Annotated in this window: 13 protein-coding genes and 1 pseudogene; 7 read left to right on the top strand and 7 right to left on the bottom strand. The window is 58.4% G+C overall.

Features of this window, described 5'->3' with window-relative positions; translation table 11 throughout:
- Positions 1–220: 220 nt before the first annotated feature.
- Both MUW49_RS10545 and MUW49_RS10540 read right to left on the bottom strand, forming a co-directional pair.
- Positions 221–1300, bottom strand: coding sequence for an ATP-binding protein (locus tag MUW49_RS10545; RefSeq protein WP_244812709.1), 1080 nt, complete (start codon positions 1298–1300; stop codon positions 221–223).
- Complete coding sequence (locus tag MUW49_RS10540) at positions 1297–2025, bottom strand: response regulator (protein WP_042864283.1); 729 nt, start codon at positions 2023–2025, stop codon at positions 1297–1299. Before MUW49_RS10540 ends, MUW49_RS10545 begins: the two co-directional genes overlap by 4 nt.
- Positions 2026–2180: 155 nt before the next feature.
- Between MUW49_RS10540 and MUW49_RS10535 the strand changes: the two genes are divergently transcribed.
- From MUW49_RS10535 to MUW49_RS10525, 3 genes are all read left to right on the top strand, one after another.
- Positions 2181–3338 (top strand): efflux RND transporter periplasmic adaptor subunit, encoded by a 1158-nt coding sequence (locus MUW49_RS10535; protein ID WP_244812708.1) that lies wholly within the window; start codon positions 2181–2183, stop codon positions 3336–3338.
- A gap of 14 nt (positions 3339–3352) precedes the next feature.
- Positions 3353–6466, top strand: a complete 3114-nt coding sequence (locus MUW49_RS10530) for a multidrug efflux RND transporter permease subunit (RefSeq protein WP_244812706.1) — start codon at positions 3353–3355, stop codon at positions 6464–6466.
- 615 nt (positions 6467–7081) lie between these two features.
- Positions 7082–8290 carry a tyrosine-type recombinase/integrase gene (locus MUW49_RS10525; RefSeq protein WP_103859016.1) on the top strand — a complete coding sequence of 403 codons (1209 nt, stop codon included), beginning with the start codon at positions 7082–7084 and terminating at the stop codon, positions 8288–8290.
- A gap of 45 nt (positions 8291–8335) precedes the next feature.
- Here MUW49_RS10525 and MUW49_RS10520 read toward each other — a convergent pair.
- A pseudogene (locus MUW49_RS10520) lies at positions 8336–8797 on the bottom strand (tetratricopeptide repeat protein); the annotation flags it as partial.
- Between the two features lie 349 nt (positions 8798–9146).
- Here MUW49_RS10520 and MUW49_RS10515 point away from each other — a divergent pair.
- From MUW49_RS10515 to MUW49_RS10500, 4 genes are all read left to right on the top strand, one after another.
- The gene (locus MUW49_RS10515) at positions 9147–9413 is read left to right on the top strand and encodes a hypothetical protein (RefSeq protein WP_041211638.1); all 267 of its coding nucleotides are present in this window, start codon (positions 9147–9149) and stop codon (positions 9411–9413) included.
- Between the two features lie 82 nt (positions 9414–9495).
- Positions 9496–9993: a DNA repair protein RadC gene (gene radC / locus MUW49_RS10510; protein WP_041212667.1), complete on the top strand. Its 498-nt coding sequence runs from the start codon at positions 9496–9498 to the stop codon at positions 9991–9993.
- Positions 9994–10084: 91 nt separating this feature from the next.
- Entirely contained in the window at positions 10085–10429 is a 345-nt protein-coding gene (locus tag MUW49_RS10505) for a type IV toxin-antitoxin system YeeU family antitoxin (RefSeq protein WP_103858984.1), read from the top strand.
- A 184-nt stretch (positions 10430–10613) separates the two neighbouring features.
- Positions 10614–10916, top strand: a complete 303-nt coding sequence (locus MUW49_RS10500; protein WP_103858985.1) for a hypothetical protein — start codon at positions 10614–10616, stop codon at positions 10914–10916.
- A 29-nt stretch (positions 10917–10945) separates the two neighbouring features.
- Here the strand turns inward: MUW49_RS10500 and MUW49_RS10495 are convergent, their stop codons facing one another.
- Genes MUW49_RS10495 through MUW49_RS10480 form a run of 4 tightly spaced genes read right to left on the bottom strand, consistent with a single transcriptional unit; the run spans position 10946 to position 16665 of the window.
- On the bottom strand, positions 10946–13792 hold the full coding sequence (locus tag MUW49_RS10495) for a DUF499 domain-containing protein (RefSeq protein WP_244812704.1): 2847 nt from the start codon (positions 13790–13792) through the stop codon (positions 10946–10948).
- A gap of 2 nt (positions 13793–13794) precedes the next feature.
- A complete protein-coding gene (locus tag MUW49_RS10490) occupies positions 13795–14352 on the bottom strand; it encodes a DUF4276 family protein (RefSeq protein WP_244812703.1) in 558 nt (185 codons plus the stop codon).
- Positions 14349–15536: an AAA family ATPase gene (locus MUW49_RS10485; protein WP_244812701.1), complete on the bottom strand. Its 1188-nt coding sequence runs from the start codon at positions 15534–15536 to the stop codon at positions 14349–14351. Before MUW49_RS10485 ends, MUW49_RS10490 begins: the two co-directional genes overlap by 4 nt.
- A 37-nt stretch (positions 15537–15573) precedes the next feature.
- Positions 15574–16665 carry a hypothetical protein gene (locus tag MUW49_RS10480; RefSeq protein ID WP_244812699.1) on the bottom strand — a complete coding sequence of 364 codons (1092 nt, stop codon included), beginning with the start codon at positions 16663–16665 and terminating at the stop codon, positions 15574–15576.
- Positions 16666–16877 lie beyond the last annotated feature (212 nt).

The raw sequence follows: 16877 nt of genomic DNA, 5'->3' as shown, positions 1-16877 counted from the left end.
TGACGGTATAACCTGGCCAGAAGGAGGCAATATCAATATGATGCACGGCGACAGCAGGGTGATGGTGGTGGTGTGTTTGGAGACAGCCAGTTTACCAGCACCCTGTCTGTCAACTTCCACTTCCCCAAGATCCCGCGAAGAACCTTATTTTGGGCTGTTGGATCACAGTCAACACACGCGCCTCGGCGCGCCCATCCCGAGCCGATGCGGCAATGCGGGGTCATGACCTACCGTCAGGGTGCAAGAGGGGCCAGGAAAGCAGGAACAGGGTGCCGCCCCGCCCGCCGGATTGGCAGACCGCACTGCCGCCGTGGGCCTCGACAATGGCCTTTACCACCGCCAGCCCGAGCCCGCTGCCGCCACTCTTGCGCGAGCGTGACGGATCCCCTCGGCGAAACGCCTCGAAGATATAGGCGGCGACCTCCTCGCTGATACCAGGCCCCTCATCCTCCACGCTCAGGATGCACTGGACGCCCGAACGATACAGGCGCACGGTCAGCATGCCCGGCACCGCGTGCTTCTGGGCATTTTCCAGCAGCGCCATCAGAGCCTGACGGATGCGAAGTGCATCGCAACAGACACAAAGCTCGGCATCGAGCTCCCGCTTGAGAGTGAAACCGTTCGCGGCAAGAGGGGTGGCAAACGCCTCGAGCACCACGGCAAGCTCGTCGGCCAGCCTGATCTCCTCTCGTTGCAGCTCCAGGTGGCCGCTGTCGTTGAGACTGAGCACCCGCAAATCTTCGATCAGGTGGGTCAATCCCTCCACCTGACGCAGCAAGCCTTCAAAGAGCGCACGCTCTGGCGGAAATACCCCTTCGGCCAGCCCCTGCAAGCGGCCACGCAAGATGGTCACCGGGGTGCGCAACTCGTGGGCGATGGCGGCATTCCAGAACTCCCGCTCGCGGGTCATGCTCTGCAGTCGCTCGGCCATGGTGTTGAAGTCCCGCACCAGTTGCGCCGTCTCCCCGATCGCCTGCTCATCCAGCGGCACGCGCGCATCGAGTTTGCCCTCTGCCACCTCTCGCAGGCTGTTTGCCACCGAGTTGAGGGGAGTCAGGATGCGCCGAGAGAGGCGCACCGCCACGTACAGCGCCATCCCCAATGCAATGAGAATGGTCGAGCCAATCCAGATCATCTCGACCCTGGAGGGCACCCAGCTCTCGGAGATGCTGCCAGGTACATAGGTCACGGCAATGGCGTAGAACACATAGGTGCCGATCACCGCGAGGCAGATGATGCCGAGCGCCATCAGCCCCAGGGAGCGGATGATCTGCCTGCGCAGGCCGGGTGCCGATGTCACGCATCGCCCCCGAAGCGATAGCCGACGCCCCAGACACTGGCGGGCACCCCCTGGATGCCCTGTGCCTCCAGCTTCTTGCGCAGCTTGCTGATGTGGCTGTCCACCGTGCGCTCCTGGGTATCCCCCTCCGGCAGGCAGTGGGTCAGCAGTTCGGCGCGGCTGAACACCCGCTTGGGAGCCCGCATCAGGGAGGCGAGCAACTTGAATTCGGTCAGGGTCAGATCCAGCACCTGCTGCCCTTCATCGCGGCAAATGCTGGCCTCGTGGCTCTCCAGATCGATCTGGAAGGGGCCGACCCGCAGTACCCGGGCCGTGGTCTGTTTCGCAGCCTGGCTGCGTCTGAGCACCGCCTGTACCCGGGCCACCACTTCGGCCGGGTTGAAGGGTTTGACCACATAGTCATCCGCCCCCATGCGCAGCCCCATCAGCTTGTCGAGGTCCTGATCCAGGGCAGTCAACATGATCACCGGCGTGTCGCCACGGGCCCGGATTTCGCTGAGCACCTGCCAGCCATCGAGCTGCGGCATCTGCACATCCAGCAACAGGAGATCGGGTTTGCATGTCTGGTGCATGGCCAGGGCTTCGCGGCCATCGGCGGCATGCAGGGTGCGCAATCCGTGACGTTGCAGGTAAGCGGCGAGGATGTCGGCTATCTCGGCTTCATCCTCTGCAATCAGTACCAGTGACTGGGCCGCCGGGTTGGCGGAAGCAGGAAGATACGACATGGTCGGACTCGAAAATGGGGGGCTTGAACTTTATCACCGCCTCCATGGATTCTCCACAAAGCCTCGAATCATTCGCAATAGCCCCTCGCCATAATGCCCGTTCGATGTGCTCTCGCGGCAGCACCATGCCCGGGAGGCGGTTTAACGAGGTGAATATGATGTTTGTCAAACAGCGGTATGCGGGCGCCCTGCTCGCCGTCATTGCCGTATTCGGGTTGGCAGGTTGCGATGGGACGACGCAAGCGCAAGATGCGCCGACCCGTCCTCAGGTGTCGGTGATGACGCTGGCAGGTCAGGACCTGGTCATCAGCGAGGATCTGCCCGCCCGGGTGGCCGCGGTGCGAAGCGCCGAAATTCGGGCCCAGATTAGCGGCATCGTGCAGCGCCGCCTGTTCGAGCAGGGCGCCGAAATCGGCGCAGGCACCGTGCTGTTCCAGATAAATCCGGCCCCCTTCAAGGCGGATGTCGACAGCGCCGCCGCAGCATTGCAGCGCGCGGAGGCCGTGCTGGCCCGCGCCCGTATCCAGATTGACCGTCTGGTGCCGCTGCTGCGCACCGAGGCCATCAGCCGCCAGACCTATGACGATGCGGTCTCCCAGCGTGATCAGGCGGCCGCCGACGTGGCTCAGGCCAGGGCGACCCTGGCCCGGCACCAGCTGAACCTGCAATTTGCCAGCGTGGAAGCCCCCATCGCCGGGCGCATCGATCAGGCGCTGGTGAGTGAAGGGGCTCTGGTGTCCCCCACCGACGCCACCCCCATGGCCAGGATCCAGCAGATCGATCAGGTCTACGTCGATGTCCGTCAACCGGCCTCTGTGCTCGACACCCTGCGCCAGCAGGCTGGCTCGACGGCACCGGAACTGGCGGTGGACATCCTCGGCAGCGACGGCAAGCCGCTCGGCATGCAGGGGCACATCCTCTTCTCCGGCATCGAGGTGGATGCCGGTACCGGTGACGTACTGCTGCGGGTACTGGTGGACAACCCGGAGCGGCGGCACTTGCCTGGCCTCTACGTACAGGCGCGCATTCCCCGTGCCCGCTATGCCAACGCCCTGAGCGTGCCTCAGCAGGCGGTGGTGCGCACATCGGGCCAGACCAGCGTGTGGGTGGTGGATGGCCAGGGGCAGGCACAACTGGTTCCGGTCAACACCGCTGAACTGGTGAATAGCCAGTACCGCATCACGTCCGGGCTCAACGCCGGACAGCGGGTGGTGATCGAGGGGATCGACCGCCTGACCCCGGGGACGCAAGTCATTGCCCATCCCTGGCAATCCCCCGCAGTCAGCCAGCAGGCTGACGCCGGTAACCGTTGAATCGGAGACATTTCATGCCGCAGTTTTTCATTCATCGCCCGGTGTTTGCCTGGGTGCTCGCCCTCTTCATCGTGCTGGCGGGGGTCATCGCCATCCCCAAGCTGCCCATCTCCCGCTATCCCTCGGTGGCGCCGGTGTCGGTGACCCTCTATGCCACCTATCCGGGCGCCACGCCGCAGACCCTGAACGATGCGGTGGTGAGCCTGATCGAGCGCGAGCTGTCGGGGGTGAAGAACCTGCTCTACTTCGAGTCGTCGGTAGATGCCTCCGGCAGCGCGCAGATCACCGCCACCTTCAAGCCGGGCACCGATCCGGAGCTGGCCCAGATGGACGTGCAAAACCGCATCAAGGCGGTCGAGCCTCGCTTGCCACAGGCGGTGCGGCAAACCGGCCTGCAGGTGGAGTCCGCCTCGTCCGGCTTTCTGATGATGGTCGGCATGACTTCACCGGATGGCCGCTTCGATGAGGTCGCGCTGAACGACTACATGGCCCGCAATATCGTGCAGGAGCTGCGCCGCATCGACGGCGTGGGGCGAGTGCAGCTGTTCGGCGCCGAGCAGGCCATGCGCATCTGGGTGGATCCGGGCAAGCTCGCCGCCTACGGGTTGACCATCAGCGAGGTGGCGCAGGCCATCGAGCAGCAGAACGTGCAGATTGCACCGGGGCGCCTCGGCGACGAACCCGCCCTGCCTGGCCAGCGACTGACGGTTCCCCTCACGGTACAGGGGCAGCTGACCACTCCCGAGGCGTTCGCCGCCATCGTACTGCGGGCAGGTGCCGATGGCGCCAAGCTGGTGCTGGGTGACGTGGCCCGGGTCGAGCTGGGGGCGCAATCCTACGCCTTTTCCAACCGCGAGAACGGGGTGGCTGCCACCAGCGCCGCCATCCAGCTCTCCCCCGGCGCCAACGCCGTGCGCACCGCCGATGCGGTACGCACTCGTCTTGCCCAGCTTGCCCCCACCCTGCCGGCGGGCATGGCCTATTCGATCCCGTTCGACTCGGCCCCCTTCGTCAAGGTCTCCATCGACAAGGTGATCCACACCCTGCTGGAAGCCATGGTGCTGGTGTTCCTGGTGATGTTTCTCTTCCTGCAGAACCTGCGCTACACCCTGATCCCGGCCATCGTCGCCCCCATCGCCCTGCTTGGCACCTTCGCGGTGATGCTACTGGCCGGCTTTTCCATCAACTCCCTGACCATGTTCGGCATGGTGCTGGCCATCGGCATCATCGTCGACGACGCCATCGTGGTGGTGGAGAACGTCGAGCGCCTGATGGCCACCCAGGGGCTATCGCCCAGGGAGGCGACATCGCGGGCCATGAAGGAGATCACCGGGGCGGTGATCGGCATCACCCTGGTGCTCACGGCGGTGTTCATCCCCATGGCGTTCGGCAGCGGCTCCGTGGGGGTCATCTACCAGCAGTTCACCCTGTCGATGGCGGTGTCGATCCTGATTTCCGCCTTCCTCGCCCTGACCCTGACGCCAGCGCTCTGCGCCACCCTGCTGCGTCCGGTCAGCCCGAGTCACCATGAGAAGCGCGGTTTCTTCGGCGCCTTCAACCGGGGCGTCGAGCGGCTCACCGCAGGCTACGACGTTCGGGTCACCCGGCTGGTCGGGCGCAGCGGACGCATGATGGCTACCTTCGCCGCCCTCTGCGCCGTGCTGGCCATCGCCGCCACCCAGTTGCCCTCCTCTTTCCTGCCGGACGAGGATCAGGGCTACTTCATGACCTCCATCCAGCTGCCGACCGGCGCCACCAGCGAGCGCACCCTGGCCGTCATCAAGGAGTTCGAGGCCCATGTGGCCTCTCGCGAGGCGCTCGACACCAATCTGGTGGTGCAAGGCTTCAGCTTCTCCGGCGCCGGCCCCAATGCGGCCATGGCCTTCACCATGCTCAAAGAGTGGGACCTGCGTCATGGTGCCACGGCTGCCGAAGAGGCTGAGCTGGCACAGGCCGCCATGGCCAACAGCAAGGAAGGCACCGTGATGAGCCTGCTGCCGCCCGCCATCGACGAACTGGGCACCTCTTCGGGTTTCACGCTCTTCCTGCAAGACAGGGCCAACCAGGGGGAGGCCGCGCTGCTGGCCGCCCAGGCGCAACTGCTGGCACTGGCGGCCCAAAGCGAAGTGGTGAGCGATGTCTATCTCGACAGCCTGCCCCCCGGCGAGAGCATTCACCTCGAGATCAACCGGCAGAAGGCCGAGGCCATGGGACTCTCGTTCACCAGCGTGAGCAGCACCCTGTCGGCGGCGATGGGATCGCTCTACATCAACGACTTTCCCAACGGCGGGCACATGCAGCAGGTCATCCTGCAGGCCGACGCGTCGGCGCGCATGCAGCTCGATGACGTACTCGGCGTGCGGGTGCGCAATGCCAGCGGCGGCATGGTGCCCCTGCGGGAGGTGGTGACGCCGACCTGGCGCCAGTCGCCGCAACAGATGATGCGCTGCGAGGGCTTCCCCGCCGTGCGTCTCTTCGGGAGTGCCGCCCCCGGGGTGTCCAGTGGCGCCGCGATGGCGGAAATGGATCGCCTGGTGGCGCAATTGCCGCCAGGCTTCGCCCTGGCCTGGACGGGACAGTCGCTGCAGGAGCGCCAGTCGGCGGCCGAGGCCCCCCTGCTGATGCTGCTGTCGGCGCTGGTGGTCTTCCTGGTGCTGGCCGCGCTCTACGAGAGCTGGTCCATTCCGCTCTCCGTGATGCTGGTGGTCCCCCTGGGCCTGCTCGGCGCCGTGGCGGCGGTGATGCTGCGCGGCATGCCCAACGACGTCTTCTTCAAGGTGGGCATGATCACCATCATCGGCCTGTCGGCCAAGAACGCCATCCTCATCGTGGAGTTTGCCCGCCAGTTGCATGGCGAAGGGCGCTCGCTGCTTGACGCTGCGGTGACCGCCGCACGCCTGCGTCTGCGCCCCATCCTGATGACATCACTCGCCTTCACCCTCGGTGTGGTGCCGCTGATGCTTGCCAGCGGTGCCAGCGCGGAGACCCAGCATGCCATCGGCACCGGCGTGTTCGGCGGCATGATCAGCGGCACCCTGCTGGCCATCTTCTTCGTGCCGGTCTTTTTTGTCTTCGTCATCGGCACCCAGGCGCGCATTCAGGCCTGGAGGGCCAGACGAGCCACGTAGCGGAGAGCGTCATGATGTTGCCCCCTGATGTCTGGCGCTCGGCAATGCCGGCAGGGGGCTGCAGGGAGTGGCTCTCAGCCCTCACTTCCAGTGTCATCACGGGCGCTGTGGTGGCGGCCAAGGTGAGAAGGCATGGGCTGGCAGGAGAGCACGGGAGGCGGGATTATCGTCACTGGCGGCAGCAATCTAACGGCCCAGACAATGACAGCGTTCAGACAACAGAGGCCATCGAGACCGTGAAAGAGACAGGCTCGGCGTTCGAGCCAGACATCCACCGGACTGACGGGCAGCCTGGCCGTGCTCGTCCGCATCTTGTTGGCCACCATTGAAGGAACTGACGGGTGGGAGAGCCCCGCTCAGGTTGTCACTCAATGGCACCTGCATGTAGCACGCGAATACGAAAAAGCCCAACTGAATAAATCAGTTGGGCTATATAGATGGCGGAGGAGGTGCCCGCCGTAATTAAGTCCAATCAACTCCACACCAATCCAGCAAGCCATTTACTATCAGTATATTAGAAACAAACACAGTCCAATCCATCCCAATCACATATTACCACTGCGCATGCTTGGTGGCATACTGAGTGGCATATTCAATTCTCAAGGAGGTTACCTGATGGCAATCCTCACCGATACCAAAGCCCGCAACATCAAGCCTGAAGATAAGCCCCTTGCTCATGGTGGCGTCACCGGGTTGACGCTACACCCCTCTACCATCAAGGGCAGAGGAAAGTGGGTGTTCCGCTATGTCAGCCCACTGACGAAGAAACGACGTAACGCTGGCCTCGGGACTTACCCCGAGATCTCTATCGCTGACGCTGCTCGAGACGCCCAGGCAATGCGGGAACAGCTGGCGAATAATCTGGACCCACTAGAGATCCGGCTGCAGGAGCAGAACAAGCCGAAGATCCCGACGTTGGAAGCATCCGCCAGACTCGTCTACGAAAGCTTGTTACCTGGTTGGAAGAACCCAAAACACGGCAAGCAATGGATCACCACATTGGAACAGTATGCCTTTCCTGCAATTGGCACTATCTCCATTGATACCATCACCCCAGCTCATATCGCTTCCGTTTTGCAACCGATATGGCTGACGATCCCGGAAACGGCAAGCCGTGTTAAACAGAGGCTACACGCAGTCATGGCTTGGGCATGGGCCCATGGCTATACCTCTGCAAACCCAGTGGATGTGGTAAGCCACCTATTACCGGCTCAACCCAGCAAATCTGTGCGTGTAGAACACCAGCCTGCAATGCCTTGGCGTGATATCCCTGCATTTGTGCAAAAACATCTGAGAACAACGCAACAGTACGATGTAACCCGCTCCATGCTGGAGTTCTTGATCCTGGCTGCTTGCCGTTCAGGTGAAGTCAGAGCCATGAAGTGGTCAGAAGTCGATTTGGAGGCAAGGGTCTGGACTTTGCCTGCCGAGCGTATGAAAGCCAAACAACAACATCGTGTTCCGTTATCTCTTCGTGCCGTCGAAATCCTGAAAGGGTTAAGGGGATTACATGACGAGTTGGTATTCCCATCCCCCAGAGACCAAGTACCGCTCTCAGACACAGTGTTGACGATGTTTCTGAGAAGAGCCAAAGCAGGGAGTTGCACACCTGGCCGAATGGCCACTGCTCATGGCTTTCGTTCTAGCTTTCGAGACTGGTGCAGCGAGCAGGGCTATGCGCGGGATCTCGCTGAACGAGCATTAGCTCACACAGTGCAGAACAAGGTAGAAGCCGCCTACCACCGCACGGACTTGCTGGATCAGCGGCGTCCAATGATGGATGCGTGGGCTGAGTTTGTATCCGGTAATTCACCAACTGAATAAGAAGGAAGCGGCCCACCAAGGCCGCTTCCTTCTATGTTCTTTTTTTTAGCTTTTCTTAGCCGTTGATGACATCTTGCCAAACCAGTGCTCAGAGAGTTTCTGCGCTTGTTTGACTTCCGGCTTGGTCATCGCGGCCTCGAGTTCATCACGGGCCCGTACAGCCTCAGGCATTCCTTCTGTCGCCGCCAGTGACAGCCAAGCATAAGCATGCACCCGGTTACGAGGTGCCCCCAAGCCTTCCTCACGCAATGTCCCCATTCGGTATTGGGCTTGGCGGTCGCCCTGCTGGGCCGCTAGGCGATACTGCTTGAGAGCAAGCGCGTAATCCTCTTTTCCCCCTTGTCCCAGACGCAGCATTTCACCGTAGGTGTACTGGGCGAGAATGTGTCCTTGTTGGGCGGCCTTGGCATAACTGGCTCTGGCCTGCGCCAGTTCACCTTATTTATGCTGTAAATCCACCAGCTCGAACAACGCCTTGGGTACGCCACCGTCAGCAGCCTTCCCTAACCTATCAAAGCAAAATTAAGGCCCACACAAAGTGGCAAACGCTGGTTGCTGCATCTGACACCTGGTAGCCCACATGCCCGCACCGTCACCTTACAAGTGCGTTGGTCTGGGGTTCAGTGGCAACTGCTCACCATCAGCAATGCTGACGACTGGCGCACCATGAGCCAACCGGTGGATGAGATCTGCGTTGATCCCAAGCGCAGGTGTTTCTGGCATTGCCAGGCAGGGCCGGTCCCGTTCACCGAGCAGCCCAGGGTACTGGCCAGCTTTCTGGCTGACCTGCAACGCATTTGTATTCATCGCGGTTTTACCGTGGAGAGTGACCCCTTACCCCATCAGGAAGGTGCCGATGACCAGAACACTGCTCGCCCTTGAGCTGGAGGGGGTTCACGACAACGGGGGGCAGACCCAGGTGGTGCTGGACTACGGTCTACGGGTCGATGGCTACGCCCTCTATCTGCGCTATCAGACCGAACGGGGTGACGCACTGGCCGAATGGCTGTGCGATCACCCGGAACGGGAGTGGCTTTATGGCATCGGCAACCTGCTGGCCACCAGTTACCAGATCCCGTTGCACGACCTGACACAGCAAAGGCTGCGCTCTGCCAATCACTGACCCACTCATCGCAATCACCACCCCCCTTATCGCAAAACACACCCCACCGGCCAGTGGGGCGAACGCTTTTGGAGAATGAATCATGTTGCATCACAAACTCAGTGCTGGGGAGCAACCCGGCACTTATCGGGTGACCGACTTAGTCACCGACGACGACTTGCTCACCATCGCCCAGGCACTGGCCCGCCAGAAGCTCGCCAAAGGCGTGGCCCTCACCGACAAGCATCTGGCCCACCACGCGCTACAAGGGCTGCTGCAAACGCGGGATCGCGAAGTGTTCGCCGCACTGTTCCTCGATAACCAGCACCGGATCCTGGCCTACGAGGAGCTGTTTCTCGGCACCCTCTCCGCTGCGACCGTCTACCCCCGCGACGTGGTCAAGCGGGCGCTGCACCACAATGCCGCCGCGCTGATGCTGGTCCACAACCATCCCTCAGGTTACCCAGAACCCAGCCGTGCAGATATCGAGATCACTCAGCGACTGCAAAGCGCCCTAGCGCTGGTCGATATCCGCACGCTGGATCATCTGGTGGTGGGGGCGGAGGGCGTGGTGTCACTGGCAGAGCGTGGACATTTGTAACAGTTGCGCCGATCAGGCCGTCCTTTTCGGGAGTAATGAGCATGGTCTGCGATGACCTGTGCAAGGACCCACCCTCATTTGGAGTAAAAACATGAGCACGATAGGCAGTTGGGGATTACACACCCAGGTTCAGCCCCGTTTTGGCGCACGAGCCATTGTCGAACGAAGCGGAGTCTCCCTGCTCTGGGATCGCAGCGGCGTCTATGGCGAGGCCGACGAGCAGTGGCTCACCGACATCGACACCGTTTTACCGGGGTTTATTGAGCGTCTTAGCAAACTATTTCAACAAGGGGAACTGCTGAGCGACCAAGATAAATTGGTAACATTGAGGCAAGGGGAATGGGTCTGCCTGGCCAATCCAAGGGCCAGCTATGGCTACCTCTATCTGGATGTCTACCGGCAAGAAAGCGGCAATGTTCCAGCCACAGAGGCATAAAGTCGACACAAAGGGTGAGCCACAGACTCACCCTTTGCCCAAAACTTCTTTTTTTGGCTCTCTACTGAACCCCTAATGCCTTGTAAACGGCATCAATCAGATCAAACTGACCGTTACCTGATTTTGCCGGTGCTAGCCTTCCTTGGTAGACTTTGCCACCCATTCATCGAACACAAAGCCTCTAATGAAGCTGCTCAACACTTACGACGACAAAGACGAAGCCGAAATTGCATTAACCAAGATCACGGGTGAAAAACGCTTGGCCAGTGAACGTGATAGCACAGTTGTGATCTATAACCTGTTCGGCCAGCCCACTTGGGGTAACTTTCATCGGCTCGGCATGTTCGATTTGCCTGAGCTGCAGAGCATGTTAGAACAACGAAAAGCAGGGCAGCCAATTGATACCGCCCGCCATCGTGAAATTCTCTCCATGCTGCGTTATGCCGCCAGATCTTTCGAGCTCACCATCCCCGAGCATTGGTTATAAAAAGGCCGGTTTCCCGGCCTTTTGTTTTTTTACTCTTCAAATTCAGCATTGCCAAACTTGAGCATACTGCAATTCTCTTTGATGGCTCGCTGCAAGTTGGCATCAAACCCTTTCCCTGAACGGGCGTTAATCTCAATTGAGATCTCCACATCCACTCCCAATTGGCTGGTGAAGTTTTGCACAACCTCATCCATCAGCGTGGCAAAATCCATCTTGGCCTTGATGGGGTCAATCCTGACCGAGCCATAGAACCGAGTTTTCTCGGCGATTGGAGGCGTAGGCAATGGACACAAGCCGTCTCCACCAGCTCCTTTTTCCCCATCAGTCCCTGTTGATTTTTTGGTGTCGTTATCGCCGTCTTTTATAGAGGGCTTATCGATTTCCTTTTGTTCTTCTGTCTTACTTTTCTCTTTGTCCAGCTTGTCTTGATAACGTAGGGCTGCCTCGCGGCTTATCAGCAGGCTGTGCTCATCGATAAACACGGTGGCCGCTTTGCCAAAAGCAAAGCCCTCAAAACGATCTTCACGCTGGCTAGAGGCAAAGGCGAAATAGTCAGAGCCCTGGATAGCGGCTTCGATGCAGTGGCGCAATACCGAATCATTGACCAAGCGCGGCATATAAAGATACTGGCAAGCATCCTGCCACACCTTCAATGCGCTGACCGATTCAGCGCCTTTGCTGAAATAGTATTTATCCAACAAGTTGCGCAAATGAACGGGTGACCACTCTTTGATCAGCCACTCCTCTTCAACCAATCGGTTCTCGATCTCCTGGATCAATTTGGGCGCGCCTGAAGCGATCTGGGCTACCTCCCACTCCAGCATTTGGCCGGGTTCCTGCAACGGGGCCAGCAACCACTTGTAGGTATCACGGATCAAGCTATCAAACTGCTTTTTCGCACCATCACGGTTGGCTTTAGCCTGGGTCAGATGAGCCAGATCCTGATTGAGCACGCCGTTTTCAATATCGGTGACAATGGAGTGCCAAGCCAGATAGGTTCTGCCCTGATCTTTCAAGCGACTCAGGCTGTCATAATCCGCAGCCAAAAAGAGCAGGCGGTTTTGCTTCACCCGAGGTTGCTCACCACGCTTGAGCAAGATGGCTTCTGCTGCTTTGAAAGCCTGATTGGTGCTACTGCTGCGGCTGTATGCCGACAACCCCTGAGGCTCCAGCACCACTAACCGTGGTCCACTGCCATATTCATCCGGCACATCGCCAGCAGGGGTAAAGACATGGATGCCAGCAAAGCCGTGCTGAGCACCAAAGCAGCCCGTCACCGACTTTTTCAACAGGGGGAGCAAATCCTCACGTTCGCTGACATTGCTCTTACGCGTTTCCATCTCCCGCCGCAGGTTTGGCTTGGTATCGAGCCACAGCCGCTCTTTATCGCCATAGAGATAGGTCAGGCGGTCTCGCAAGCGGGTCAACACATCCTTGAACGTGCCAACCGTTTGACCGGGAGAGCAGGCTCCGAGCAAGATCCGCTCCACTTCCAAACCACGGTGCATCTGATCACTGGAACTCGGCGCACTGCCCAAAAACAGCGTGCGCATCACTCGGCGGGCAGCATGATATTGCCCAAAACGGGTGTCATTTTTATCAAGATCGGCGGCTTCCGAGCGAACACCATCCACCTCTTTTTCGATGACCGGCTCCCACCCTTGCGGCAGATAATGGATGCTCTTGCCGCGCACATTGCTGTCATCAAGGGGCAGCGAACCCGGCATGATCAACGCATCGCGATTATCCGCTACCCACAAACGGTGGATCACGATGGCCATATACTGCAACACACCACGGGTACGCTGGAATTTGTCCAGGGTTGACCAGTCCTCATAAAGACGGTCGAAGACTTCCGGGTGGATGGGATATGACTTGCACAACCGATCGTAGTAATGGCCTGACTGCGTTTCGTTCGGAAAATCCGGTGCATGTTGGCGATAGAAATCTGCGTATTGTTGCGCAATGCCTTGCACCTGAGCTGGATCACCGGCTGATTCAAACAGGCGGCGGCGCACAATTTCAAACGCCTCTTCGGTTGCAACCGGCTTCCAGACCGATTCAACACGAGCAAAATACTTCTCAAGGGAATCAAGCGCCTTCTGCCCCATCGTGCCGCCGACTTCCAGTGCGGATTCTGGCAAAGAGGCCAACAGCATGGCGTTGGGTACAGCCTTCATCGCCTCGGTCAACGCCTGAATAAAGGTGATATTGGAGTCAAAGGTACCGGCATTAAACTGCTTGCCCACCTCCAACTGGCGCAAGAACGCCACCAGCTCATCCATCAAGACGACGCAAGGAGCAGCCTTGGTCAGTAACGCAACCAGCAACTCCTTACCCGGTGAAGTACCATCCCGATCACTGTCAGCAACCAGCTCATAACCCTCGTCGCCCAACAGTTGCCAAGCCAACTCACCCCACAGGGTATTGGCCCGCACTGCACCATGCTGGCGCGGCTGACTCACCGACAAGTTGATGCCATCGATCACCGCGACTCTCGCGAGCGGCAATTGATCGATCCCGGCCGCATCCAGGATCGGCGGGATGCCCTGCAAACGATCCGTGGTCACGTTGCGTGATGCCAGATGATAAACGGCCAACATGGTGTGGGTCTTACCACCACCAAATGCCGTTTGGAGCTGAATAACCGGATCGCCTCCCTTGCCAGCCAACCGCTCGGCAACGGAGCCTAACAGCAGCCGCATCCCTTCGGTGATAAAGGTACGCGCAAAGAACTGCTCGGCATCTTGATACTCCAGCGGGGCCTTGCCGTTAGCCACCTGGGTAATATCTGCGGCAAACTCGGACTGTTTAAACGTGCCTTCCAGCACATCACGATGGGGGCGCGCAATCTCGCGCCAGGGTTTCAGACTCATTGTTAAGCCTCGTGCAATAAACGTTGAAGCCCTGTAATCAGAGCCTTAAAACTTGTTGAGCGATGGGCCTCATCCAGACGAAGGTAAGGGGCGATGCTTCTGGATCCGCTCAACTTCTGGTATGTGTTTTTTGTGATTTTTTTCAGTTCTTCAGCCGCGTTGACTAAGCGATCAGGATCACGAAATTTCTGGTTTCCTTGTAACTTGGCTAACCCTGCCAAATTCAATCCTTGTTCAACTGCTACTAGATCACCCAGATAAAAACTTTCCAGTTCACGACAGGCGATTCGGATCAAGGCGTTCGGTCGACCTGCCTGTTCGCACAAAGTGAATAATTGTGCTTTGATATCCACGCAATTACCCGAGTCTTGATCGCGCATCACAACAAACAGTGCATCCCCCTGCCAACCTCGCAAACGCATCACCAGTCTCTTATGGAGATCCTGTTTTCCTTCAAAAACGACAAAGCGAAACTGAATATCAGGAAATAAACGAGGGATCACTCCCTCCAGCATGGCCCTAGCGGATGGCTCCTCCAAGCAAAAAACCACTGTCGTCATTGAGGGTCTACTCCCTCAAAGAAGCCATGTTTCCACAGATAACCTAATTGATCGCCTTCAGCCATATAGGCAGCCACCTGCTTATTATCTCTGGCTCTGACAATCTCGGTTGCCCCTTGTTTTTTTACCAGCCAATAAACAGAGTCCAGCTCGACTGCATTAAGAAAATCAGGGGAATGGGTAGAGACGAACACCTGGCCACCGCGCTGGGCATAGGCGCTGAACTCTTCGGCCAGTTCCCACAACAACCCCGGATAAAGTTGATTTTCAGGCTCTTCAACACACAGCAGAGGATGGGGAACTGGATCATAAAGCAGCACCAGATAGGCAAACATCTTGATCGTGCCATCCGACACATACCGCGCCAGAAAAGGGTCCTCAAAGGCACCATCCTGGAAGCGTAATAGCACGCGCCCCTCTTCTGTCGTTTTAGCATCGACCTTGGTAATGCCAGGAACTCTATGTGTCAGCTTGTCCAGAATGGCGGAAAAAACCTCCGGGTATCGGCTATGTAAATGCTGCGTCACCAGAGAAAGGTTATCCCCTTCACGAGAGAGGTGTTCAGCATAACCGGCCTCTTGTTCAGGACGAGCCCGATTGATATGGAAATCAGAGATATGCCAATTTTCGATCAGGGTACCGAGCGTGACGACAGCCGGGAACTGGGCAAATTGTGCCAACCCTTTAATCGCCAAAATGTCCGGCGACTTCAATCGCTGCTCCTCTCTCACCAACTGATTAACATCTTTGACTTTCTCGATTTCGTTGGTGACAGCCATACCCGCACCGCGAGAAAAATCCAGAAAATGCCATGGCTGTCCACCGCTACCGCGTCGGTACTTCAAAATTTCGCGCTCGACTATCGGGCGGCCGTTGTCTTCACCAATCTCAAGAAAATAGGTCACCAGCGGGGCTGTATCATGCTCACGAAATTTCAGCTCAATCTCGATATTGCCTTCTGCCCCGCGGCTTTTTACCTCCTGAAAGCCCCGGCTTCCCCCGGCTTTCACCAAGGCAGTATGCAAATTGCTCGACAGGGCTTCACGCAGAAAATCAAATACCCCAAACAGGGTTGATTTTCCGGTTCCGTTTGCCCCCACCAACACACAAAACTTGGGGATCCCCTCCATCTGTGTGTTACGGAAGCTTTTGAAGTTCTTTAAGCTGATCGACTCAATATGCATACGGCTGTCCTGTGTTCATGTTGTTGGCGAAAGCCAATCAGAAATCAAATCCTTGTTGGTCGCCAACCTGACCGCTTTCGGCCATAGCGCCTTGCATCGCTTCCCATGCCATGACCAACTCGTTATAGGCACGGGCATCGCTGGCCCAACCTTTACGTTCGCAAAGGGTATAGAGGCGATAGGCCAAGGAGCGGATGGCGTCGCTCTTGCTTGGCATCAATGCCAGCATGGCCCCGGCAGCGCTGGCGCCTTGGCTATTTAACAGGCGAATCAGTTGATGCAACCCCTCCCACACCGGGGTGCGGCTGTCGCGCTCAGGCGTCCAGTCGCTCGGCAGTTCTGCCCATTTGAGCAGACGCAGGTCCCCTTGTCCGGCCTCAACGACCCCGGCCTCGACCAGGCCCGCGACGCTGGTGCCCTTGGCGCGAGCCAACACATCGGCCTCGCCAAACTTGCCCACCCGCCAATCTTGCTGCTCAAACCAGTGCAGGCAGAACTGGGTGTCCTGATCGAAGTCATCTTCGGCCAGGAAGCGGTTGATCAGTTGCAGCGCTGTTTTGACGCTCATCTTGCTGCCATCGGCTTCCAACACGGCGGCGTATTTGCTGAAGATGCCCATGCCGGGGCCGATAATGGCCTGCGATAAATCCACCGGCGCGACGGCTGACTGGCTGTTGCCATGGGTATCGATGCCACCCTGAGTCATTTCATCCAAGGCATCTGGCAGCACGGCATTAAGTTCACGAATAAACTGACGACGGCTGATGGTGTCGGCGCTGCTCAGGCGCTTATTGCACACCAACACTACGCTGGAAGCTAGGGCATTAGCACCATTCCCTATTGCTCTCCCCTCTTTTTCCGTTCGTACGGGCCAAGTACCATGAATGGAGAAGCCAGCGTCGATCACTGCTTGCAAGAAGGTTTCCCAACCGGCGCTGGAGGTGCCGTCACTTTTGGTCTCTGACTGCTTAAAGGCGTAGTAGATGGTGACTGGGAATGCAGGGTGGGCCTGCTTTGCCAGTTGATGGATCGCCTTCCCCATACCATCCAGGAAGAAGGCCTCGGCGCCCTCTTTACTACCGTGACGATAGGGGGTAGCAACGAGTTCTTCTGCCTTGGGTACCGCCATAGTGGCATAGAGTCCGGAGAAAATCGGACGTAGGGATTTACGCAACCAAGCATAGAAAAAGTCCGATCATGTACAGGATCTTTAGCTACAACCAATTGAAATAGATAGAAAAAAGGCTTCGTTTGTGATCTGATTTAATCGCAAAAAAAAACCGACACGCCCGAAGCCATGACTATTATCAATGCAACCCAGTACCTCAAGCAACTTCTTAG

This window comes from Aeromonas sp. LsrichE-8G (assembly GCF_022869435.1).
Lineage (GTDB): Bacteria > Pseudomonadota > Gammaproteobacteria > Enterobacterales > Aeromonadaceae > Aeromonas > Aeromonas caviae.
The sequence above is the reverse complement of the archived record's forward strand: the minus strand, read 5'-3'. Positions and strand labels throughout refer to the sequence as shown.